This is a genomic window from Anaeromyxobacter terrae (genome assembly GCF_022690685.1).
In the GTDB taxonomy this organism is placed as follows: Bacteria; Myxococcota; Myxococcia; order Myxococcales; family Anaeromyxobacteraceae; genus Anaeromyxobacter; species Anaeromyxobacter terrae.
The window spans coordinates 35,739-57,669 of sequence record NZ_JALCYY010000034.1 but is presented as its reverse complement, the minus strand read 5'-3'; the positions used below and the strand labels follow the sequence as shown (position 1 = coordinate 57,669).

General features: G+C 74.4%; 16 protein-coding genes and 1 pseudogene. 3 read left to right on the top strand and 14 right to left on the bottom strand.

What is annotated here, in order from left to right; translation table 11 throughout:
* Both MNY62_RS15870 and MNY62_RS15865 read left to right on the top strand, forming a co-directional pair.
* Window positions 1-398 (top strand): annotated as a pseudogene (locus MNY62_RS15870) (phosphohydrolase); the annotation flags it as partial.
* A gap of 52 nt (window positions 399-450) precedes the next feature.
* Window positions 451-1,176, top strand: a complete 726-nt coding sequence (locus tag MNY62_RS15865; RefSeq protein ID WP_242345161.1) for an HAD family hydrolase — start codon at window positions 451-453, stop codon at window positions 1,174-1,176.
* A gap of 255 nt (window positions 1,177-1,431) precedes the next feature.
* Here MNY62_RS15865 and MNY62_RS15860 read toward each other — a convergent pair whose 3' ends face one another.
* The 5 genes from MNY62_RS15860 to MNY62_RS15840 form a co-directional block, all read right to left on the bottom strand.
* A complete protein-coding gene (locus MNY62_RS15860; RefSeq protein ID WP_242345160.1) occupies window positions 1,432-2,211 on the bottom strand; it encodes a TatD family hydrolase in 780 nt (259 codons plus the stop codon).
* A 40-nt stretch (window positions 2,212-2,251) separates the two neighbouring features.
* On the bottom strand, window positions 2,252-4,336 hold the full coding sequence (gene metG / locus MNY62_RS15855) for a methionine--tRNA ligase (protein ID WP_242345159.1): 2,085 nt from the start codon (window positions 4,334-4,336) through the stop codon (window positions 2,252-2,254).
* Window positions 4,333-5,709, bottom strand: coding sequence for a DNA polymerase III subunit delta (locus tag MNY62_RS15850; protein WP_242345158.1), 1,377 nt, complete (start codon window positions 5,707-5,709; stop codon window positions 4,333-4,335). Before MNY62_RS15850 ends, metG begins: the two co-directional genes overlap by 4 nt.
* On the bottom strand, window positions 5,696-6,739 hold the full coding sequence (gene holB, locus MNY62_RS15845) for a DNA polymerase III subunit delta' (protein ID WP_242345157.1): 1,044 nt from the start codon (window positions 6,737-6,739) through the stop codon (window positions 5,696-5,698). Before holB ends, MNY62_RS15850 begins: the two co-directional genes overlap by 14 nt.
* Window positions 6,740-6,811: 72 nt before the next feature.
* Window positions 6,812-8,203 carry a hybrid sensor histidine kinase/response regulator gene (locus tag MNY62_RS15840; RefSeq protein WP_242345156.1) on the bottom strand — a complete coding sequence of 464 codons (1,392 nt, stop codon included), beginning with the start codon at window positions 8,201-8,203 and terminating at the stop codon, window positions 6,812-6,814.
* A gap of 136 nt (window positions 8,204-8,339) precedes the next feature.
* On the opposite strand from MNY62_RS15840, the gene MNY62_RS15835 reads away from it, so the two are divergent.
* A complete protein-coding gene (locus tag MNY62_RS15835) occupies window positions 8,340-8,843 on the top strand; it encodes a DivIVA domain-containing protein (RefSeq protein ID WP_242345155.1) in 504 nt (167 codons plus the stop codon).
* 64 nt (window positions 8,844-8,907) lie between these two features.
* Here the strand turns inward: MNY62_RS15835 and polA are convergent, their stop codons facing one another.
* The 9 genes from polA to MNY62_RS15790 all read right to left on the bottom strand — a co-directional run bounded on the left by polA (window position 8,908) and on the right by MNY62_RS15790 (window position 21,928).
* The gene (gene polA / locus MNY62_RS15830) at window positions 8,908-11,607 is read right to left on the bottom strand and encodes a DNA polymerase I (protein ID WP_242345154.1); all 2,700 of its coding nucleotides are present in this window, start codon (window positions 11,605-11,607) and stop codon (window positions 8,908-8,910) included.
* Between the two features lie 104 nt (window positions 11,608-11,711).
* Window positions 11,712-12,353: an FHA domain-containing protein gene (locus MNY62_RS15825; RefSeq protein WP_242345153.1), complete on the bottom strand. Its 642-nt coding sequence runs from the start codon at window positions 12,351-12,353 to the stop codon at window positions 11,712-11,714.
* 40 nt (window positions 12,354-12,393) lie between these two features.
* Entirely contained in the window at window positions 12,394-14,943 is a 2,550-nt protein-coding gene (locus MNY62_RS15820; protein ID WP_242345152.1) for a hypothetical protein, read from the bottom strand.
* The gene (locus MNY62_RS15815) at window positions 14,943-16,244 is read right to left on the bottom strand and encodes a YncE family protein (protein WP_242345151.1); all 1,302 of its coding nucleotides are present in this window, start codon (window positions 16,242-16,244) and stop codon (window positions 14,943-14,945) included. The genes MNY62_RS15820 and MNY62_RS15815 overlap by 1 nt, the downstream gene beginning before the upstream one ends.
* 53 nt (window positions 16,245-16,297) lie before the next feature.
* A complete protein-coding gene (gene glyS / locus MNY62_RS15810; RefSeq protein ID WP_242345150.1) occupies window positions 16,298-18,394 on the bottom strand; it encodes a glycine--tRNA ligase subunit beta in 2,097 nt (698 codons plus the stop codon).
* 35 nt (window positions 18,395-18,429) lie between these two features.
* Window positions 18,430-19,413, bottom strand: coding sequence for a glycine--tRNA ligase subunit alpha (locus MNY62_RS15805; RefSeq protein ID WP_242345149.1), 984 nt, complete (start codon window positions 19,411-19,413; stop codon window positions 18,430-18,432).
* Window positions 19,414-19,495: 82 nt separating this feature from the next.
* The gene (locus MNY62_RS15800) at window positions 19,496-20,446 is read right to left on the bottom strand and encodes a carbohydrate kinase family protein (RefSeq protein WP_242345148.1); all 951 of its coding nucleotides are present in this window, start codon (window positions 20,444-20,446) and stop codon (window positions 19,496-19,498) included.
* A gap of 3 nt (window positions 20,447-20,449) precedes the next feature.
* A complete protein-coding gene (gene recO / locus MNY62_RS15795; protein ID WP_242345147.1) occupies window positions 20,450-21,220 on the bottom strand; it encodes a DNA repair protein RecO in 771 nt (256 codons plus the stop codon).
* A gap of 279 nt (window positions 21,221-21,499) precedes the next feature.
* Window positions 21,500-21,928, bottom strand: a complete 429-nt coding sequence (locus tag MNY62_RS15790; RefSeq protein ID WP_242345146.1) for a helix-turn-helix domain-containing protein — start codon at window positions 21,926-21,928, stop codon at window positions 21,500-21,502.
* Between the last annotated feature and the right edge of the window lie 3 nt (window positions 21,929-21,931).

Below are 21,931 nucleotides of genomic sequence, written 5' to 3'. Positions count from 1 at the left end.
CGCGCGCGGCCGAGGGCCACGAGGCGCGGCCCGAGGGCGCCGCGCGCGAGGCACGCCCCGAGCGCGGTCCGCGCGAGCACCGCGGCGGCCCGGGCGAGCACCGCCCGGGCGGCTTCGGCGACAAGAAGCGGGGCTACACCGGGCCGCGGCTGCCCGGCGACAAGGGGCCGCACCGCGCCCCCCCCGAGAAGAAGAACCTGACGCACAACCCGTTCGCAGCGCTCGCCGCCAAGCTCGAGGACACCGGCAAGACGGAAGCGCCGCCCCACGCAGAGGAGCCGGCTGCGCCGCCTCCCCCGCCCGTGGAGGCTGCGCCCCAGGCGGCCGCGCCCGAGCAGGCCCCCGCCGCCCCGGCCGAGACCCCCACGGCCGAGCCGAAGCCCGGCGAGGGCACGTAGCGCGTACAATCACCCCGCCGCGTCCGTGGACCGGGCGCGCGCGGGGGCTCTCATGGTTCCGTTCGGCCGCACGGCGGCGATCTTCGACGTCGACGACTCGCTCCTCGACGGGAACGCCGGCACCATCTTCACCTGGTATCTCTACAACCAGAAGGTGATGCGGCCGGAGATGCGCGCGCGGATCCCGCGCATCATCTACGAGTACGCGCGCCACCGCCTGACCGAGCAGGACATGGTCGAGGTCGGCTCCCGCTGCCAGCAGGGGCTCTACGCAGACGACCTCCGCGCTCACGCGCACGCCTGCTTCGAGCGCCACCTCCGCAGGCGCATCACCTCCGGGGCGATGCGGCACATCCGCCGGCACCTGCTGTCGGGTCACTTCGTCCTCATCGCGTCCGGGTCGCCGCAGTACGTGGTCGACGAGATCGGCCGCCACCTGCGCGTCCACGCGGCGATCGGGACCCGTACGCGCGTCGTGGACGGAAAGGTGACCGATCAGGTCGTGCCGCCCGTCGTGTTCCGCGAGGGCAAGCGCGCCGCGGTGGAGGCCGTGCTCGAGAAGTGGGACCTCGACCCGGCGCGCAGCTGGCTCTACTCCGACTCGATCGCCGACGTGCCGCTGTTCGAGGCGGTGGGGAACCCGGTGGTCGTGAACCCGAAGGCGCCCTTCCGCGCGCTCGCCGAGCGCCGCGGCTGGGAGCTCCAGGAGTGGCGCGAGCGGAACCGGCCGGGGGAGCCGGGGGACGTCGCGGACGAGTGGGGCAGCTGGGGCGGGTAGCGCCGCTAAACGACAGTTCGCGATTCGCGATCACCTTCGGTGTCGCGCATCGCGCTGTCGTTTAGCCAGGTTCTGACGGGGGCTGCGCCCCCGCCCCGCCGAGCAGAGCTCCGCGCGCTCGTGCGCGGCTTCAGTCGACGCCCCACCCCGCCAGCCGGGTCCCGTGCGCCACCGCGGGCGGCTTCGCCGCTTTCGCGGTGGCGGCCCGGCGGGCTCGCTTCGCTCGTTGACTGTTTCCGAATCATGCTCGGTCGTTTAGCCGATACGGAACAGCCGCTTCACGTTCGCCGTCGTCGCCGCGGCGACGTCGTCGAGCGAGGCGCCCCACAGCTCCGCGACCTTCTCCGCGGTCTTCACCACGTAGGCGGGCTCGTTGCGCTTCCCGCGGAAGGGCACCGGCGCGAGGAACGGGCTGTCGGTCTCGACCAGGAGCCGGTCGCGCGGGACGATCCGCACCGCCTCGCGGATCGGGTCCGCCGTCTTGAACGTCACGACGCCGGCCACCGAGATGAAGAGGCCGAGCTCGAGGTAGGCGCGCGCCGCGGAGGCGTCGCCGGTGAAGCAGTGGATGACGCCCCCCGCGGCCGGCACCCCCTCCTCGCGGAGGATCGCCGCGCAGTCCGCGTCCGCCTCGCGCACGTGCACGACGAGCGGCTTCGCCGCGTCGCGCGCCATCCGGATCGACCGGCGAAACCCCGCCCGCTGATCGTCGCGGGGCGAGTGGTCGTAGTGGTAGTCGAGCCCGGTCTCCCCGACCGCGACGATTCGCGGGTCGGCTGCGAGCCGGGCGGCGGTCGTCCAGTCCTCCTCCGGGACGCGCGCGGCCTCGTGCGGGTGGACGCCGATGGTCGCGCTGAAGAAGCCGGGATCGCGGGTCGCGAGCTCGAGCGCGTTGCCGAAGTCCCCGGGCTTGCGCCACAGGCCGACGCAGACGATCCGCTCCAGCCCCGCCGCGCGGGCCCGCGCGACGACGCCGTCGAGATCGTGGGTGTAGTCCTCGTAGTCGAGGTGGGCGTGAGAGTCGATGAGCCCCATGCGATCCGTCCCCGTCCCCGCCCTCGCCGCGCCCGGCGGCCTACTTCACCCGCGTCCCCGGCGCGATCGAGTCCGCGACCGTCACGACGGACAGGTTCGGAGGCTCGCCCGCGGCGAGGAGCATGCCCTGCGAGGTGATGCCGCGCAGGGGGCGCGGCGCGAGGTTCGCGACCACCACGATCCGCTTGCCCACGAGCGCGGCGGGATCCGGGTACGCCTGCGCGATGCCGGCCACGACGGTGCGCGGCTCGGGATCGCCCGCCTCGACGGTGAGCTTCAGGAGCTTGTCCGCGCCCTGCACGCGCTCTGCGGCGCGCACGACGGCCACGCGGAGCTCGACCTTCGCGAAGTCGTCGTACTGGATGACCCCCGGCGGCGGGGGCGGCGCCGGCTTGGCGGTCGCCTTCGTGGCGGTCTCCGCCGGGCTCGCCGCCTTCGCGACCTTGGGCGCCGGCGCCTTCGCCTCGGGGGGCACCACGATGAGCTTCTCCACCTGCTTCGGGTCGAGCCGCGCGATCTGCGGGGGCTTCGCAGCGACCGTGACCGGGCCGCCGGCGAACGGATCGAACCCTTCGTCCCAGCGCGCCGGGCGCTCCTGGCCGAACGCCGTGGCGAGGCCGTCGCAGAAGCGCGGCATCACCGGCCAGAGGATCGTCGCCACGCCGCGGAGGGCCTTCCCGCAGGAGTAGAGCAGCGCCCGGCTCGCCGCCGAGGCCGGGTCCTCCCAGGGCTTCGCCTCCTGGAGCCGCTTGTTGCAGCGGTCCGCCACCTGGTTCGCCACGCGGACCACCTCGCGGTACTCGAGCGCGCCGTACGCGACGCGCGCCTGCGCGAGCGCGGCGCGCGTCACCTCTACGAGCGCCGGCTCGGGGGTCTCCGCGAGCGGCGCGCCGGCGCGGGGGACGAGCGCCGCGACGCGCGAGGCGAGGTTCGCGACGTTGTTCGCGAGGTCCGCGTTCACGCGGTTGCGGAACTCGTCGAGCGCGAGGTCGAGGTCCTGCACGCTCGGCCCGAGGTTCGCCGCGTAGAAGTAGCGGAGCAGCTCGGGGTCGAGGCCCGAGTCGAGGTAGGTGCGCCCGGTGATGAAGCTCCCGCGGGTCTTCGACATCTTCTCGCCGTTCACGGTGAGGTGCCCGTGCACCGGCATCCGGTCCGGCCGCTTGAGGCCCGCGGCCCACAGCATCGCCGGCCAGAACACGGCGTGGAAGCGCAGGATGTCCTTGCCGATGAAGTGCTCGAGGCGCGCGTCGGCGCCCTCGGCGAGGTAGCGGCGCTCGAACTCGGCCGCGGTGAGCCGCTCGCCCTCCGGCGCCTCCGCGGTGAAGTAGTGCTCGGCCGAGGAGAGGTAGCCGATCGGCGCGTCGACCCAGACGTAGAGGAACTTGCCGGGGAAGTCCGGGTCCTTCACCGGGAAGCCGAAGTACGGCGCGTCGCGCGTGATGCACCAGTCCTGCAGGTCCGCGAGCCACCCCTTCACCTGCTCGCGCACCGCGGGCTCGAGGTGCCCCTCCGCCTCGACCCACCCGCGGATGACCCCCTCCGCCTTCTTGAGATCCACGTAGGCGTGATCCGAGGAGCGCACCACCGGCCGGGTGCCGCAGATCGCGCAGCGCGGGTCGATGAGGTCGCGGGGATCGTAGGTCGTGCCGCAGACCTCGCAGACGTCCCCGTACTGATCCTTCGCGCCGCACTTCGGGCAGGTGCCCTTCACGAACCGGTCCGGCAGGAAACGCCGGTCGGTCTCGCAGTAGAGCTGCTCGATGGAGCGCTTGTAGATGAGCCCCTTGGCCTTGAGCGCGTCGTAGATCCGGTACGCCCAGCGAGCGTTCTCGGGCGAGTCGGTCGTGTAGTAGGTCGAGAACTCGACCCCGAACCGGCCGAAGTCCTCGTGCTGCTCGGCGCGGTACTTCTCGACGAACGCCTTCGGCGTCATGCCGGCCTTCGCGGCGTTCAGCTCGATGGGCGTGCCGTGCGAGTCGGCCGCGCAGACGTAGGTGACGTGGTCGCCGCAGGCCCGCCGGAACCGCACGTAGACGTCGGTCTGGATGTACTCGACGAGGTGGCCGAGGTGGATCGACCCGTTCGCGTAAGGGAGCGCGCTCGTCACGAGGAGACGCTGGCTCAAGGGTGACTCCTTTCGATGTGTCCGCTGGCGAGCAGGCCGACGAGGACGCGCTCGAGGCGGATCCGCCCGTCCTGCCCGCTCTTCATGGCGACGTCCGCCTCCGCGAGCGCGGCGAGGCCGTCGAGCAGCTCCGCCCGCGAGAAGCGCAGCGCCGCCTGGTACTTCATCCAGAAGCCGTAGGGCTTCTTGCCCTTCGCCTCGTCCTCGGGGACGAGCGGAAAGACCTCCGCCTCCCACTCGCGGGACGAGCCGATGCGCCGGTCGCCCACCGCGCGCCGCGCGCGCTCCCGCTCGACGATCATCCGCCGGACGGTGCTCGCGAGCGACCCGAGCAGCATGAAGGGGCTCCCGCCGTCGGCGATCGCGCGGTCCAGCACCCCCAGCGCCTGCGGGAGATCGCGCGCCTCGACGGCGTTGCCGAGCGCGAAGAAGGGATCCGGCGCGACGCGCGTCACGACCGCGTCGACGTCCTCCGCGCCGATGACCTTCCGGTCGCCCACGTAGGCGGCGAGCTTCGCGACCTCGGAGGCGAGGGTGCGCGCGTCCTCGCCGACGAGGGCCCCGAGCCGGGCCTCGCCCGCGCGGTCGACGCGCTTGCCGGTCCCGGCGAGGAGCGACTCGAGCACGGGGCCGAGGACGAGCCGCTGCGCGTCCCAGGTGCCCTCCTTCTCGACCTGGATCGTGACCCGGCGCCCGGCCGCGGCGAGCTTCTTCACGAGCGGCAGCCGCCCGTCCACCTTGCCGGCGGCGACGACGAGCACGTGGCCGCGGGCGAAGCCCCGGTCGAGCGCGGCGTCGAGCGCGGACGCGTCGTCCTTCGAGACCTTCAGCTCGCGCTCGACCGCGAACCGCACCGCCGCCTCGACGAACGCCGCGTCGTACGCGCCCGCCGGCACGCCGAGGTCCGCCGCGAGCGCGCCGTGATCGATCCGCCCGCCCTCCGGCGCGAGGTCCTTCACGGACCAGCCCGCCTTCGCGGCGAGCGCGAGCAGCCGCCGCGCCGCGTCCCGCTGCGCGCCCTTCGCCCACTGGTCCTTCGCGCGCCCGAACGCGTTCTCCGCGTCCTCCCTGGACGTGAGGAACGCCGGCTCGTGGAGGAGCACGACCTTGCCGCCGCCGAAGAGGCCGCCGGTGGAGAGCTCGGCGGCGACCTCGGCGGGCGAGGCCGCCGGATCGAGCTCGACGAGGTTCAGCGCGCGCTGCGCCTCCGGGACGAGCGCGGCCGCGAGCTCGCGGGCCGCGCGCAGCGAGAGGAACGCGTCGCCGTCGAGCAGGTAGACCGGACGCGGCGCGCCCTCGCGGACGTCCGCGAGGCAGGTCTCGAGCGTGGCGCCCGCCGCGCCGCGCGGCCCCGTTCCCCTACCCCCGGCCATGGAACCACGCGATGAGCAGGCGCTCGAGTGCGAGGGTCGGCGCCGCGTTCTGGCGGAGCGCGGCGGCGGTCTTCTGGACCTCCTCGCGCCGGCGCAGGATCTCCGCGGGCGAGAGCGCCGCGGCGGTGCGGCGGGTCGCCTCGGCGAGATCGCCGAGGGCGAGATCGGCCGAACCGGCGTGCGCCGCGAGGACGTCCCGGAGCCAGACGGCGAGGAGCGCGCACAGCTCGGCCGCGGCCTCGCGGTCGTCGCCGTGATCGCGCGCGAAGGCGAGCCAGGCGCCCGCGTCGGCGGCATCGAGCGCGGCGGCGGCGAGCACCGCGTCGCGCTCCGCCGCGAGCGTCTCCGCGTCGAGCGCCAGGGCGCGCGCGAGCGAGCCTCCCGCGAGCGCGGCCGCGAGCCGCGCCTCGCCGGCGGGCCGGCCCTCCGCCTCGAGCCGCGCCGCGACCGCCGCCGCCGGCAGCGGGGCGAACGGGACGCGCAGGCAGCGCGAGCGGATGGTGGGCAGCAGCGCGTCGGGGCTCGACGCGACGAGCACGAGCGTCGTGTCGTCGGGCGGCTCCTCGAGCGTCTTGAGGAGCGCGTTCTGGGCCTGCGGGTTCATCGCGTCGGCGGGGTCGAGGACGACGAACCGCCGGCGTCCCTCGAAGCGCTTCAGCGCGAGGCGGCGGTCGACCACGTCCCGCACCTGGTCCACGACGATGTCCTTCGACGGCGAGCGTCCTCCCTTGGGATCCCACCGGCCCGCCTTGGCCATCACGCGCTCCTCCTGGAGCACGAGCACGTCGGGATGGACGCCGCGGGCGATCTTCCGGCAGGGCCCGCAGGCGCCGCACGGATCGTCTCGATGCCCGCCCTCTGGCGCGGGGGCCTCGCAGTTCGCGGCCTGCGCGAGGAGGCGCGCCGCCGTCGCCTTGCCGACGCCCTCCGGGCCGCCGAACAGGTACGCGTGGTGGAGCGCGCCGCGCCGCAAGGCGGATCGCAGCGAGGACACGGCGCGATCCTGCGCGATGAGCTCGGAGAACGGCATGACGCGGCGCGGAAGATAACATAAGGGGCGCGCCGGGCGGCCGCCGCGCTGCGCGCGGGCGGAGGGGGAGGATCAGTTCATCCGCCCGGCGAGCCGGGCGACCGCGGCGGTCAGCTCGGCGGGCTCGACCGGCTTCGCGAGGTAGATCTGGAAGCCCGCGAGCAGCGCCTCAGCCCGGTCCTCCGCCTGGGTGTAAGCGGTGAGCGCGGCCGCCGGGACGCGTCCACCCCGCGCCGCCTCGAGGCTGCGGACCTTGCGGATGAGCGCGTACCCGTCCTCTCCGGGCATCCCGAGATCCGACAGGAGCACGTCGGGAGGGCGCACGGAGAGCGCGGCGAGCGCCTCGCGGACGGAGGCCGCCGCGGTGACGAGGGCGCCGGCCGTCTCCAGCACCTGCCGGACCACGTCGAGCGTGTCGGGATCGTCGTCGACGACGAGCACGCGCACGCGCTCCAGGCCCGCGAGCGGACGCAGCTCGCGGGGCGCTGCGGGCGGCGCGGCGGCCGCCGCCGCGCGGCGGGTGCGCAGCGGGGAGATGGGGAGCCGCACCGTGAAGGTCGCCCCCCGCCCCGGGCCTTCGCTCGCCGCGGACACCGAGCCGCCCTGCGCCTCGACGAGGTGGCGCACCAGCGCGAGCCCGAGGCCGAGCCCACCGTGGGCGCGCGTGGAGGACGAGTCCGCCTGGCGGAACCGCTCGAAGAGGTGCGGGAGGAACGTCGGGTCGATCCCCGCGCCCGTGTCGCGCACGCTGATGGCCACCTCGCCCTCCGCGCGCGCGAGCCGGATCTCCACGCGACCGCCGGGCGGCGTGAACTTGATGGCGTTCGAGAGCAGGTTCCAGACGACCTGCTGCAGCCGCCCGGGATCACCCGAGACCGGCCCGGCCCGCGGCACGAGCACGGCGGCGATCGAGATGCTCCGCGCCGCCGCTGCCGGGCGGACGGCGTCGAGCGCCGCCTCGATGACCGGCACGAGCTCGACGGGCCGCACGTCGAGCCTGAGCTGGCCGCGCACGATGCGCGACACGTCGAGCAGGTCGTCCACGATCTGCGCCTGGGCCTGGGCGCTCCGCTCGATGGTCTCGATTCCCCGCGCCGACGCGGTGGCGTCGAGCTTCCCGAGCCGGAGCAGCCGCGCCCAGCCCAGCACGGCGTTGAGGGGCGTGCGCAGCTCGTGCGAGACGGTGGCGACGAACTCGTCCTTCGCGCGATCCGACCGCTCCGCCTCCCCGCGCGCGCTCCGCTCGGCCGCCCCGAGCCGCTCCCGCTCGACCCGCGCGCGCTCTCGCTCTGCCGCCAGCTCGCGCCGGGCCGCCTCCGCCGCCGCCCGCAGCGCGTCGCCCTCGCGCTCGAGCGCGCGCCTCGCCCGAAGGGTCCGCCGAAGCGCCAGGGCGAGCGCCACCGCGAGCGCCATCGCGGCGAGCGCCCCGGCGGCGAGCAGGATCTGGCCGGCGGACGAGTCCATCGTGGGAGCCTCGACGGGCGGAGATCATAGTGACCGCGCGGGGAGCCGCGCCGACCAACGTGTGGGTCGAGGTGAGCCAGGCGAAATGGACAGCCGCGGATGGGTCGGTATCATGACCCACCGGAGCGCGCCCCCCATGAAGATCACGCCCCTCGACATCACCCAGAAGCAGTTCTCCAAGGTGTTCCGCGGCTCGTCCCCCGAGGAGGTCGAGGCGTTCCTCGCCCTCGTGGCGGTCGAGTTCGAGGCGCTCGTGAAGGAGAACCTCGCGCTGCGCGAGGAGGACCGGCGCAAGGCGGAGGAGATCGCGGAGTTCAGGAGCCGCGAGCGCGCGCTCCAGGAGACGCTCGTCACCGCCCAGAGGGCGTCCGAGGAGATCCGCGAGTCCGCCCGCAAGGAGGCGGAGATCACGATCTCGGACGCGGAGCTCCAGGCCGAGAAGATCGTCCAGGGCGCGCACCAGCGCTTCCTCCGCATCGTCGACGACATCAACGAGCTGAAGCGCCAGCGCGTGCAGTTCGAGGCGAACGTGCGCACCCTCGCCGAGAGCCACCTGAAGCTCATCGAGGCGTTCCGCGAGCCCACGCGCGAGGAGGCCGTGCAGTACATTCCCTCGCGGCGGAAGGCCGCCGACGAGTAGCGGCCGCGCTCGACGCCGAGCAGCGCAGCGACGCGTCCGCCGGCGCAGGCACCCGTAGGCGCCGTCAGTGCGCTTGCGCCCAGCTGTGGCCGACCCCCACCTCGACGTCGAGCGGCACCTCGAGCTTCGCCGCGCCGGACATCTCGCGGCGCACGAGCGCCTCGACCGGCGCGAGCTCGTCCTCGGGGACCTCCAGCACGAGCTCGTCGTGGACCTGGAGGAGCAGCCGCGAGCGGCGCCGCTCGCTCGCGAGGGCGTCGTGCACGCGGATCATCGCGATCTTCACGATGTCCGCGGCCGTGCCCTGGATCGGCGTGTTGATGGCGGTGCGCTCCGCGGCGTTGCGCAGCGCCGGGTTCCGCGCGGCGATCTCCGGCATCGCGCGGACGCGCCCGAAGAGCGTGCGAGACTCCCCCGTCGCGCGCGCGTCCTCCACCGCCTTCTCGATGTAGCTGCGCACGCCGGCGTAACGCGCGAAGTACCGGTCGATGATCGCCTGCGCCTCCGCGCCCGGCAGGTCGAGCCGCTGCGAGAGGCCGAAGGCGGAGAGGCCGTACGCGATCCCGAAGTTCAGCACCTTGGCGATGCGGCGCATGTCCGCCGTGACCTCGGCGGGCGGGACGCCGAACGTCTCGGCGGCGGTGCGGGTGTGCACGTCCTCGCGCGCGCGGAACGCCTCCAGGAGCGCGGGATCATGGGAGTAGTGCGCGAGGATCCTGAGCTCGATCTGCGAGTAGTCGGCCGAGAGGAGCCGGGAGCCCTCCGGAGCGACGAAGGCCGCGCGGATGCGGCGCGACAGCTCGGTGCGCACGGGGATGTTCTGCAGGTTCGGATCGGAGGACGAGAGGCGCCCCGTCGCCGCGCCCGCCTGGTGGAAGGTCGTGTGGATGCGGCCGTCCACGGGGTCGACGAGCTGAGGGAGGGCGTCGACGTAGGTGCCCTTGAGCTTCGAGAGCGCGCGGTGCTCGAGGACGAGCCGCGGCAGCTCGTGCTGCTCGCACAGCTTCTCGAGGACGTCCTGGTCGGTGGATGGCCCGGTCTTGAGCCGCTTGAGCACCGGCAGGCCGAGCTCGGAGAAGAGGACCTGGGAGAGCTCCCGGGTCGACGCGATGTTGAACGGGTGCCCGGCGGACGCGTGGATGCGCGCCTCGAGGTCCTGCATGGAGCGTCCGAACTCGCCGCTCATGCCCTCCATGGCCCCGCGGTCGACCAGGATGCCCACCCGCTCCATCTCCCAGAGCACCGGCACGAGCGGCCGCTCGACGTCCCGGTAGAGGGGCAGGACCCCCTCCGTCTCGAGCGCGCGCTCGAGGGAGGGCGCGAGGTCGAGCAGCGAGGCGGCGCACTGCGCGGCCCACGCGCCGGCGCGCTCCACCTCGACCCCCTCGACCGGCACCCGCTCGCTCTTGCGGGCCGCGTCGCCGCCGCTCGGATCGCGCGGCAGCTCGCAGCCGATCCGCTCCCGCGCGACGTCGGCGAGGGCGTGCTCGCGCCGCGTGGGGAGGAGCAGTCGGCTCGCGAGCTCGGTGTCCATCCCGGGGCCGCCGAGCGTGAGCCCGAGGCCGGCGAGCGCGTGCTGTACCGCCTTCCGATCGTGCGTGTGCTTGGGCGTGTCGCCCTCGAGGAGCGGGCGCAGCGCGGCGCGCACGGCCTCCGCCCCGAGCTGCGCGGGCGCGCCGAGGTACTGGTGGCGCAGGGGCAGGTAGAACGCCCGCCCTCCCCCCGCGAGCGCGAGACCGACCACCGGGTCCGTGCGCGGAGCCGCGCCCGCGAGCACGGGCCGGAGCCCCACGGCCGGGGCGGCCGAGAGCACCGCGACCGCCTCCGCGAGCGACCCCGCGTCGAGGACGAGCTCTGCGCGCTCGGTGCGTGGCGTCGGCGGTGGCGCGGGCAGGTCCTTCAGGAGACGGGAGAACTCGAGCTCGGAGAAGAGCGCCCGCACCCGCGTGTCGTCCGGGCGCCTCCGGGCGAGCGCCTCGGGCGCGAGCGGGAGGGAGAGATCGCAGCGCAGCGCGACGAGCTCGCGGTTCATCCGGATGCGCGCAGCGTTCGAGACGATCTTCTCCTTCACCTTCTCGCCGCCGCGCGCGACCGCCGCCGGGATCTCGTCGGGCCGGCGCAGCATCTCCTCGACCGTGCCGAAGTGGCGCACCAGGGCGGCGGCGGTCACCTCGCCGATGCCGGCGATCCCCGGGACGTTGTCGATCTTGTCCCCCAGGATCGCCATGAACTCGACGACCTGGTCCGGCCGGACGCCGAGCTTCTTCTCGACCTCCGCGGGCCCGGTCCAGCCGCCCCGCCCGCTCGCCTCGGCCATCGGGTCGTAGAGCGAGAGCTTGTCGTCCACGAGCTGCGCGAAGTCCTTGTCGCCGGTGACGACGACGACCTCGTACCCCTGCTCGCGCGCGCGGCAGGCCAGCGTGGCGATGACGTCGTCCGCCTCGACCCCGCCCTCCTCGATGCGCGGCACGGCGAGCGCGTCCGCCACCTCGCGCACGAGCGGGAACTGAACCCGCAGGTCGTCCGGCGCCTCGGGGCGGTTCGCCTTGTAGGTAGGGTCGATCTCGTTCCGGAAGCTCTTCCGCCCGGCGTCCATGACGAGCGCGACGTGCGTCGGCGCGTGCTCGCGCAGCGCCTTGAGGAGCATCGTCGTGAAGCCGTAGACGGCGTTGGTCGGCGTCCCGCGCGTCGTCGAGAGATGCGGGATCGCGTGATAGGCGCGGAAGACGAAGCCCGAGCCGTCGATGAGCGTCAGGGTGGGCATGAGGGACGGAACGATAGCCCCGCGCGACCGCGCCGGCAGCGGGAAAACGCGGCCGGGCGCGAGGCGCGCGGCGGGGCGGCGACGTCACCGCGACGGGATCGCGCTCAGCGCAGCGCGCAGCGCAGCCGCTCGGCGCATACGAAGTACTCGTCGCCGGCCTCGATGCGCCGGCGCGTGATCCGCTCGCGCCGGAACCACGTCCCGTTCGACGAGCCGAGGTCCTCGATGAGCCAGCCCGGGCCCTCGCGCACGATGGCGACGTGCTCGCGGGACACCTTCGCGCTGTCGACCACGAGGTCGCAGTGCCGACCCCGGCCGATGACGAAGCGATCCTTCGCGACCGGCACCTCCGACCCGTCGTCGCGCACCAGCACGAGCGCGAGCGCCGCCGGCGGGGCGGCCGCCGGCGCGGCGGCGGCCGGCGCGGCGGGGACCGCGGAGGCGGCGGGAACGGCCGGTGGAGCGCGCATCTCGCGCTCGAGCCGGGCGGCGGTGTCGAGCACCTGCTCCGTCACGACCGCCCGCTCCGCCCGCGGAAGGACGGGCGCGGCGGGCGCGGCCGGGGGCGCTCCCGCGGGGCGCGTGGGAGCGCCGACGCTCCCCGGGACGAGGTACCCGTTCAGCCGCGCGAAGACGTGCAGCGCCTGGTTCACGAGCGCCTCGCGGTCGGAGCCCATCTCCTCCGCCATCCGCTCGAGCGCCTCCCAGAGGTGGTCGGCGATCGCGATCTGCCGGACGGACTTCATGGTCCCTCCTCGACGCGCGCGCCTCGCACCCGGCGCGCGGTCACCGGATCACCTTGGCGATGTTCACCGTCTCCGCCGGGCTGAAGTCGAGCACGAAGTCGTTCGTGTAGGGAACGAGGAAGCGGTAGCCCTCCGCTTCCTTCCCCGCGATCACGCTGCGATCGAAGGTCGAGATGCCGAGCGGAAGGATGTGCGCGGTGGAGTTGCTCGAGGTGGTTGGGAACCGGGAGCTCGGCGTGATCCCGCTCTGGGTTGAGAAGTCGATCTCCATCCCGCGGAGGTCGGCCCAGAGCGCCTGGACGTCGCCGGGGAACTGGCCGGCGTCCGCGGTCACCCCGCGGTAGCCGACCCTGAAGGCGACGACCGGGCCGTTCGCGCGGGGGAACGGGTACGTAGCGTTGCCGGGCAGGCCCCACGCGTCGCGGCAGTCCTTGTCGTCCAGCGCCGAGACCGGGTTCAGCGGACGGCACTGGTCGGACACGTGGTAGATGCGCCGCGCCTTGCGCGCGAGCACGAGCCGCTCGCAGACGAGCCGGCACGCGGCGTCGCACGTCCGGAACTCCGCGGGCGCGGACCTGAAGTCGGCCGGCCAGGGGAGCAGCGGGCACTGCGCGGCCAGCGCGTCCTCGTCCTCGTATTGCAGGGCGAACTCGGGAGCCGTGCCGACGTCCGCCTCGGCGACGACCTCGGGTCGCCCCGCGTAGCCGGTCGCGGCTCCGATCGCCACGAGCCCGCCCGCGCGCACGGCCAGATGGAATCCGGTCTGCCCTGCCCCGAGCGCCTGGACGCACGCGGGCCAGTCGCGCCACGGCCCCACGCTCCCGTCGGTGTTCACCTTCGGGCGCGGATCGTCGAGCGGCTCGAGCGCGAGCGCGCCACCCGGATACGCGTCCTCGGGCGGCAGGATCGCCGCGATGCGAGCCTCGACGTTCGAGTCGGTCGGGCAGCCCGCGACGTCCGGCGCGGACATCTCCACGAGGTCTCCGGGGTGGATGGCGAACGTCGGGTCGTAGACGCGCACGACCTGCGTGAGCGTCGCGCCCCCCGGCGCGCTCGCCGGGACCTGCATGGCGACCCAGGTCCGAGCGTCGGCCGTGCGGCCGCTCTGGCCGCGATGCGCGTCGACGCCCGGCAACGACGCCTGGAAGAGGACCCGCCAGAGCTCGGTGGCGGTGAAGCCCGGCGTCACGCGGACGCCCCGCAGGAGCAAGGGGACGTCGAACGCGAGGGTGAAGGCCGTCTCCCCTTCGGGCTGGGACCAGAGGCCGAGGATGCGCGGGAGGGTCTCGCCCGCGGGCGCGACGCCGATCGTGACGCCGGTCTCGGCGCGCGTCCGCGTACTTCCCCGGAGGATGGACTGGTTGTTCGGGACGGAGAAGCGTCCGAGGTCCGCGTAGTAGACGCGCCCGTCGCCGGAGGGGATCGCCGCGACCGCCGTCGTGAGGCGCGTGCCGGTGCCGGGCGCGATCTTCATGAACCCGCCAGCGTAGGTCGCCTCTTCACCGGGTGGCGGCACGGCGGGCGGCTCGCTGGCCGCGAGGCCGAAGGCCAGCTGCGGCAGGGAGATGGGGGCGAGATAGGGCATGAGCCCGGCGTAATCGGGGAGGATCGTCCCGCTCGCCGGGTCGAGCACCGCGATGCCGCAGCCGATGCGATGGTCGGGGCCGCAGCGCGCAGGATCGAGCAGCGCGTACACGCGATCGACGACGTCGAGGCGGAACTCCGTCCTGTCGTCGTACGTGGCGCCCGGGAGCGGCGGCGGCCACGTGTCGCTCCGCTCGCGCAGGCGCGCCGCGGCCACGAAGCGCGTCGGGGCGCGGGCGTCGAGCGCGCGGATCGTCCAGTCGGCGGGCGCGCCTGCCACGGTGAGCTCCGCGACCCCCTCGACCCCACCGATCGGATCAGGGGACGCGCCGTACAGGTGGAGCGGATCGTGCGGGTTCACCGCGAGCGAGACGACGTCGAACGGAACGCCGCCGGCCTCGAGGGCCCGGATCGAGACGTCCCCGCGGACGATCCCCACGCCGTCGGGGGCGCGGGAGTACTCGACCACCGCGAGGCGGGCGCCGGTGAGCGCCGCGACGACGCGGACGCGACCCGGGGTCTGCGCCGGGGGGACGGCCGCGTCCAGGACGGGGATCGCCGCCAGGGCCTGGATCGTCCCGCCGGGCGCGAGCGCGCCGAGATCGGCCTCGTCCACGATCCGGGCGGACGCGTTCCAGGTCTCGACGAGCTGGAGCGCCGGCGCGGCGGCCGAGGCGACGACGAGGAGGTCGGCCTTCGCGCCGGCCGCGCCGTCCCAGAGCGACGACGCCGCGAGCAGCGCGGGGCGCGGATCCGGCACCGGCACCGCGAGCGAGCGCACGATGACCGGAGCGAGGACGGGCGTGTCGTCCACGGCGTCGACGAGGGTCAGGTCCGAGCGCGCGGCGTTCGCGATGGCGAAGTAGGGGTGCAGCCCGGGGTTCTTGGGCGTGAAGCCGTTGAACGCCACCACCGCGGAGGGCTCGGCGAGCCCGACACCGATGGGGGTGGTGGTCTTGCCACACGCGGCCAGGGCCGCGAGCGCGAGGAAGGCCAGCCGTCGCATCACGGCGTCACCCCGATCCGATCCTCGGCGCGCGGGTCCGCAGCGGACCACGGCGCGTCGAGCGGGACGTCGACGGGCGTCACGAACCCGTCCTTGAAGGAGGAGACGAAGAGCCGGGCGCTGGCGCCGTCGTCCCGGGCGGCGAGGCCGAACGGCTGCCGCCCGAAGAGCGGGATCCCGGTGTGCGGGTCACGTCCGAACACCCGCACGAGCGACCCCTGATCGTCGTCGTAGATCCAGAGGAGCCCGTCGTCGGAGGCGGTCACGGCGACGAGATCCCCCTTCCCCGGCCGCGCCGGGAGCACCTTCACCTCGTTCGCGCCGAGCCCCACGTCGAAGACGCCGGCGAGCCGCGGCTGGAGCCCGGACCGGTCCTCGACGAGGTCGAGCACGAGGAGCACCCCGCCCACGTCGAACCCCGGACGCCCGCCGATCGAGCCGGCGAGATCGGCGTTGTAGACGCGTGCGGCGACGAACGCGCGGCGCGTCCGGCCGACCTGCGGGTTCGACAGCGCGATCCCGCGCGCCTCGACGCCGCGCACGTAGGCCGCGAGGTCGATGCCGGACACCGGGCAGCCGCCCTCGGGGACGGAGACGTCGATCGCGCAGTCGCCCGCCAGATCGATCCAGCGGAGCGGCGCGGTCACGCCGCTCTCGATCGCGGTGAAGTAGAGCCGGTCGTTCTGCGCGTCGTACGCGAAGCTGCGCACCGGCCCCAGCCCGACGTCGCGGTTGCGGCTCGCGCCGGTGCGGAGATCGATCTCGGAGATCTGGCCACGGTTCGCCGGGGTGCGCACGAAGCCGACGTACGCGCGCGCGCGCGGCTCGCCGCCGGCGGTGGCGGGCGGGCGGCACACCGCGAGGACGCCGTAGGCGTCCGCCACGTCCGAGCGAAGCGGCAGGCGGCACCCCTCGCCGCACGACAGCGCGCCACCGGGGCCGACGCGGATCCGATAGAGCGAGTTCCCCTCGCGCGCGGGGACGAGGGCGAGCGTCTCGGGCAGGCCGCAGGCCGTCGCGTCGGCGATGGCGAGCTCGCCCGCGAAGCTGGCGATGCGGACACCCTTGCCCAGCGCCGGGGACGCCTGCACGTCGACGGGAATGACGCTCCCGCCATCGTCGAGCGCGTAGGCGAGCTCGAAGTTGGAGGAGACGACGAGGAGGTCGCTCCCCGAGATCCCGAGCGCGATGGGCGCGTTGAACCGGTCGAGCGGCGCGGGGTCGGCGGACGGAGGGTTGCCGCAGGCAGCGAGCGCCGCTGCGGCGAAGGCGAAGATCGTATTTCGAAGGTGGGCGGGCACGGGTGACCGCGAACCGTAGCCGCGGGGTCGGGAGCGGGTCAAGGTTGGGGTGCTCACGCCTGGGGCGGCGCCTCGGCCTGGATCTTACGGAAGTCGGCGACGCCGGCGAAGAGCGCCGCGACGCGCCGCATGAGCCCGAGCCGGTTCGCGCGGACTTGCGGGTCCTCGGCCATGACGAGCACGTCGTCGAAGAAGCGCGCGACGGCGGGCTCCAGGTTCGCGACGTTCCGCAGGACGCCCGGGTAGTCGCGGGTCGTACGGAGCGACGCCGCCTCCCCCTCGACGCGCTCGAGCTCCGAGAGCAGGTAGCGCTCGGCGTCCTCGCGCAGGAGGAGGGGGTCCACGGGAGCCCCTGCCCCGCCCCCCGCCTTCTCCTGGATGTTCGCGACCCGCTTGAAGGCCAGCGCGAGCGGCACGAAGTCGGGGCGCGCCTTCACCTCGGCGAGCGCCTCGAGGCGCCGGCGCGCGTCCACCACGTCGTCGAAGCCGGCGGCGAGCACCGCGTCGACGAGGTCGCCGTCGAGCTCGTCGCTCCACAGCGCGCGCAGCCGCCCGCGGACGAAGTCGAGCACCTGCTCCGCCACGACGGCGCGATCGGCCGCGAGCTTCACGCCGGCGAGCGAGTCGAGCGTCTGCTCGATCGCCGCGGACAGCGACAGGTGATACCCGCGGGCGAGCAGGATGCGGAGGATGCCGATGGTGGCGCGCCGCAGGCCGAACGGATCGGCGGCGCCCGTGGCCTTCTCCCCCACCCCCACGATCCCGACGAGCGAGTGGAGCCGGTCGGCGAGGGCGACGAGCGCGCCGACGTCGCCGCGGGGCATCTCGCCCGAGGCCCCCACCGGCCTGTAGTGGTCCTCTATCGCGTCCGCGATCTCCGGCTTCAGGCCCTCGAGGCGGGCGTAGTACCCGCCCATCACCCCCTGCAGCTCGGGGAACTCGCCCACCATGCCGGTCGTGAGGTCGGTCTTGGCGAGGCGCGCGGCCTCGACCACGTCGGGCGCGAGGTCCTCCCTGCCGATCGCGTGCGCGAGCGCGCTCCCGATCGCGACGATGCGATCGGTGCGTGCGAGCTCGCTCCCGAGCCGCGCCTGGAACGTGCGCCGCCCGAGGTCCTCGATGCGGTCGCGCAGCGGCCGGCGCTTGTCCTCCTCGAAGAAGAACCGCGCGTCCGCGAGCCGCGCGCGCAGCACGCGCTCGTAGCCGTGGCGCGCGACCTCCGGATCCCTCACCGGCGTGCCGGAGATCGCGACGAACCGGTTCTTGAGCCGGCCCTTCCCGTCGACCACCGCGAAGTACCGCTGGTGATTCCTCATCTCGGAGACGACCACCTCGGGCGGCAGGTCGAGGTTCGACCTCTCGAACTCGCCCGCCACGCCGGTCGGGTGCTCGACGAGGTAGAGCACCTGCTCGACGAGCGGCTCGTCCGGCCGGATCTTCCCGCCCGCCGCCTTCGCGGCCTTCGCGAGCTCGAGCTCGAGGACCGCGCGCCGCTCGACCGGATCGGCGAGGACCTTCGCCCTTCGGAGCTTCGCGACGTAGTCCTCCGGCGTCCCCGCGAGCGCGATGGCCCTCGGCGCGGCGAACCGGTGGCCGAAGGTCACCTTCCCCGAGACGACCTCGCCGTGGCGGACCTTGAGCGGCCGGCCGCCGTAGAGCGCGACCATCCAGCGGATCGGGCGCGCGAAGGTCACGTCGTCGAAGCGCGAGCGCATCGCCTTCCGGAACCGGAGCCCCGCGAGGAGCCGCTCGAGGAGCTCGGGCAGGACCTTCTCGGCCTTGCGCCCCTCCTCGATCTTGGTCACCGCGACCCGCTCGCCCTTGGGCGTCTGGGCGCGCTCGAGCCTCGAGACGTCCACGCCCTGGCTCTTCGCGAAGCCGAGCGCCGCCGGGGTGGGGTTCCCGCCGGCGTCGAACGCCTGGGCGACGGGCGGCCCGAACGCCTCCGTCTTCGCGTCGGTCTGGCGCTTCGCCACGTCGCGCGCCCATACGGCGAGCCGGCGCGGGGTGCCGACCGCCCTCACCTCGCCGTGGGAGAGCCGCGCGGCGTCGAGCGCCTTCGCGAGATCCTCCTCGAGCTGCTTGAGCGCCGGCGGCACGAAGCCCGCCGGGATCTCCTCCGCGCCGATCTCGAACAGAAGGTCCGCCATCTCGTGTCTCTCGTGGGGTAGGAGGAACCGGACCGTCAGGCCTGCCGCGGCCGATCTTCGCGCGCCTGCGTCCGCTCGCCCTGAGCCTGCCGCAGGGCCTCACGCGCCTCGCGCGCGCTGCGCGCCGCCTCGACCGCCTTCTTCCGCTCCGCGGGCGGCAGGAGCGGGAACCCGAGCGTCTCGCGCGAGTCGAGGTAGCCCTTCGCGCACTCGTGGGCGAGCGCGCGGACGCGCCCGATGTACGCCGCCCGCTCCGTCACGCTGATCGCGCCGCGGGCGTCGAGGTTGTTGAACGTGTGCGAGCACTTGAGGCAGTAGTCGTACGCCGGCAGCGGGAGCTTCGCCGCGAGGAGCCGCTTGCACTCGGCCTCGTAGATGTCGAAGAGGCCGAACAGCATCTTCGGATCCGCGACGCGGAACGAGTACTCGCTCATCTCCACCTCGTTCCGGTGGAAGACCTCGCGGTAGCGGACGCCCTTCACCCACTCCACGTCGAAGACGTTCTCGACGTCCTGCAGGTACATGGCGATGCGCTCGAGGCCGTAGGTGAGCTCCGCCGCCACCGGCCTCACCTCGAACCCGCCCGCTTGCTGGAAGTAGGTGTACTGGGTGATCTCCATCCCGTCGCACCAGACCTCCCAGCCGAGGCCCCAGGCGCCGAGCGTCGGGCTCTCCCAGTCGTCCTCGACGAAGCGGATGTCGTGCTCGAGGGGATCGATCCCGATCGCCTTCAGCGACCCGAGGTAGATCTCCTGCACGTCGGGCGGGTTGGGCTTCAGGATGACCTGGAACTGGTGGTGCTGGTACAGGCGGTTCGGGTTCTCGCCGAACCGGCCGTCGGCCGGGCGCCGGGAGGGCTCGACGTAGGCGACGTTCCAGGGCTCGGGCCCGAGCACGCGCAGGAAGGTCGCGGGGTTCATCGTCCCCGCCCCGACCTCCTGATCGTACCCCTGGGCGAGGATGCAGTTGCGACCCGCCCAGTAGGTCTGGAGCTTCAAGATGAGGTCCTGGAAGTACACGCGCGCGCCTCCTCGACCGGCGCGCGTCGCGCGGCGGCCCCGTCACCGGAGCCGGCGACGGTAGGGCCGTAAGGGTGCGGTGTCAAACCGAAACATCGCCGGCGCGGGGGAGCCCGGCGACCGCTCCGACGCGGGCGCAGACCCGGCCGGCGACGCGGTTCGCGAACGCGACCGCCCGCTCGAGATCGGCGCGCGCCAGCGCCTCGATCGGGCCACGTCCGACGATCGCGGAGAGGAGCCCGGCCACGAAGCCGTCGCCGGCGCCGGTGGTGTCCACCACCTCCACCCGCTCGGCCGGGACGTGGAGCAGGTCTTCACCGCGCCGGACGAGCGCGCCGCGCTCCGCGAGCGTCACGCACGCGAGCGGGACGCCGAGCGAGGCGAGCCTCGCCGTCGCGCGCGCGGGGTCCGCCTCCCCCGTCACGAGCTCCGCCTCCTCCTCCGACACCTTCACGAGCGTGCATGCGGGCACCACGTCCGCGCAGAGGCGCCGGAGCGCGTCGAGGTCGTCCCACAGGTGCGAGCGCACGTTCGGATCGAACGAGACGCACAGCCCGAGCGAGCGCGCCGCGGCGACCGCCTCGCGCAGCGCGTCCTGTCCGTCGGGCAGGACGTGCGCGGAGGAGCCCACGTGGAGCCACGCCGCGCGCGCGAGGAGGCCGCGATCCACGTCGCCGGGGGAGACGAGCTTGTCCGCCGAGAAGCGCGCGTTGGGCGAGAAGAAGCTCCGCTCCCCGCGCGCGTCGAGGGCCACGAACCACATGCCGGTCGGCCGCTCGCGGGTGAGCCGGAAGGCGCACCGTACCCCCTCCGCCTCGAGCTTGCGGAGCAGGAGCCTCCCGAAGGGATCGTCGCCGAGCACGCCCCGGAACGCGACCCGCGCGCCGAGGCGCGCGAGCCCGGTCGCGACGTTCGCGGGGGCACCGCCGGGGCAGGCCTCGAAGCGATCGCAGTCCTCGAGCCGGCCGCGGCGGTCCGGCAGGAGATCGACGAGCGCCTCGCCCAGGCAGACCACGTCCAGCTCGTGCGGCATGCGTCAGTCCCCGAGCAGCGGCCCGATCTCGTCGAGGAACCGGCGCGCCGCGAGGCGCCGGCCGAGGTGGTGCTCGATGAAGGCCGCGAGGACGTCGCGCGCCTCCCGCCCGGCCTGCGGCGAGAGCCCTGCCTCCGCCCCGCGGAGCCCCTCCGCCTGCAGCCGCGCGAGGGCGGTCGCGGTGGGCGCGGACAGCCAGGGAGCGCCGGGGGCAGCGGCCGGCGCGCACGCCGGGCACAGCGTGCCGCCGTGCGCCGGATCGAAGCGGACGCGGCCCTCCGCCGGGACCGTCCCGCCGCAGACGGCGCACGCGTCGAGGCGCGGCATGAGCCCGGCGGCGCGCAGCGCGCCGAGCTCGAACGCGCGCAGGCCCGCCGGCCGCGCCGGCGCGGCGTCGAGCGCGCCGAGGTACTCGAGGAGGAGCGCGAGGAGCTCGGCGTGCGGCTCGTGATCGCGCACGAGCTCGCGCGCGAGCTCGGAGGCGTACCCGGCGCAGGCGATGCGGGCGAGGTCGCCCCGGATCGCGCCGTGCGCGCGCAGGACCGCGACCGAGTCGAGCCCGAACATGTCCGAGCCGGCCCGCTCGCGCGCCTCCGCGGCGACGAGCGTGAACGGCTCGAGCGCGCCGCCGAACCGCCGCCGCGAGGCGCGCGCGCCGCGCGCGAACGCGGACACCTTCCCCCGCTCGTGCGTGAAGAGCGTCACGACGCGGTCCGACTCGCCGTAGTCGACGGCGCGGAGGACGAGCGCGGTGAGCTTCAGGCGATCGGGCACGGGGGGACCGTAGCCGCTCGCCGGGCGCCGCGCCAGGGCGGCGCGGCCGCGTTCTAAACGGAGGAGCATGACGCGCGAACAGGCGAGCGAAGCGAGCCCGCCGGGGCGCCGACGCGGAATCGGCGAAGCCGACCGCGTTGGCGCAAGGGACCCGGCGAGCAGGGGTGGGGCCCCGACGAGCTTTGCTCGGCGGGGCGGGGGCGCAGCCCCCGTCAGAACATGGCTGAACGACAGCGTGATTCGCGACACCGAAGGTGATCGCGAGTCACGAACTGTCGTTCAGCGCAGGAGCGCGATGGCCGCCGCGATCGCCGCGGCGAGCGCGACCGCCGCCGCCACCCACGCGCCCGCGGGGACTCCTCGCGCGGCGCCGGGCGGACGGGCCTCGCCGACCGCGGCGGCCGCCTCCTCGAACCGGAGGACCACCTCGGTCGCGTCGAGCCCGACCGCGACGGCGTAGCTGCGAAGGTAGCCGACCACGTACGCCCGGGGCGGCATGCGCGCCTCCTCGCCCGACTCGAGCGCCTCGACGACGCCGGGCGCGAGCTTCGTCGCGCGCGTGACCTCGTCGCGGGACAGCCCTCGCAGCTCGCGCTCCCGCGCGAGCCAGCGCCCGAACGCGGCGAGCCGCTCCTCGGCGGAGGCGCCGGGGTCGTCGGGGGAAACCTCGGGAGGGACGGCTCCGGTCGGGTCTTCGGGATCGGTCACGAT

Coding starts and splice junctions, on each gene's coding strand:
- MNY62_RS15825 (WP_242345153.1), bottom strand. CDS start 12,353: ATGAAGTCCGTCCGGCAGATCGCGATCGCCGACCACCTCTGGGAGGCG.
- MNY62_RS15865 (WP_242345161.1), top strand. CDS start 451: ATGGTTCCGTTCGGCCGCACGGCGGCGATCTTCGACGTCGACGACTCG.
- polA (WP_242345154.1), bottom strand. CDS start 11,607: ATGCCCACCCTGACGCTCATCGACGGCTCGGGCTTCGTCTTCCGCGCC.
- MNY62_RS15850 (WP_242345158.1), bottom strand. CDS start 5,709: ATGGCCGGGGGTAGGGGAACGGGGCCGCGCGGCGCGGCGGGCGCCACG.
- MNY62_RS15860 (WP_242345160.1), bottom strand. CDS start 2,211: ATGGGGCTCATCGACTCTCACGCCCACCTCGACTACGAGGACTACACC.
- MNY62_RS15840 (WP_242345156.1), bottom strand. CDS start 8,203: ATGGACTCGTCCGCCGGCCAGATCCTGCTCGCCGCCGGGGCGCTCGCC.
- MNY62_RS15835 (WP_242345155.1), top strand. CDS start 8,340: ATGAAGATCACGCCCCTCGACATCACCCAGAAGCAGTTCTCCAAGGTG.
- holB (WP_242345157.1), bottom strand. CDS start 6,739: ATGCCGTTCTCCGAGCTCATCGCGCAGGATCGCGCCGTGTCCTCGCTG.
- MNY62_RS15800 (WP_242345148.1), bottom strand. CDS start 20,446: ATGCCGCACGAGCTGGACGTGGTCTGCCTGGGCGAGGCGCTCGTCGAT.
- glyS (WP_242345150.1), bottom strand. CDS start 18,394: ATGGCGGACCTTCTGTTCGAGATCGGCGCGGAGGAGATCCCGGCGGGC.
- MNY62_RS15820 (WP_242345152.1), bottom strand. CDS start 14,943: ATGCGACGGCTGGCCTTCCTCGCGCTCGCGGCCCTGGCCGCGTGTGGC.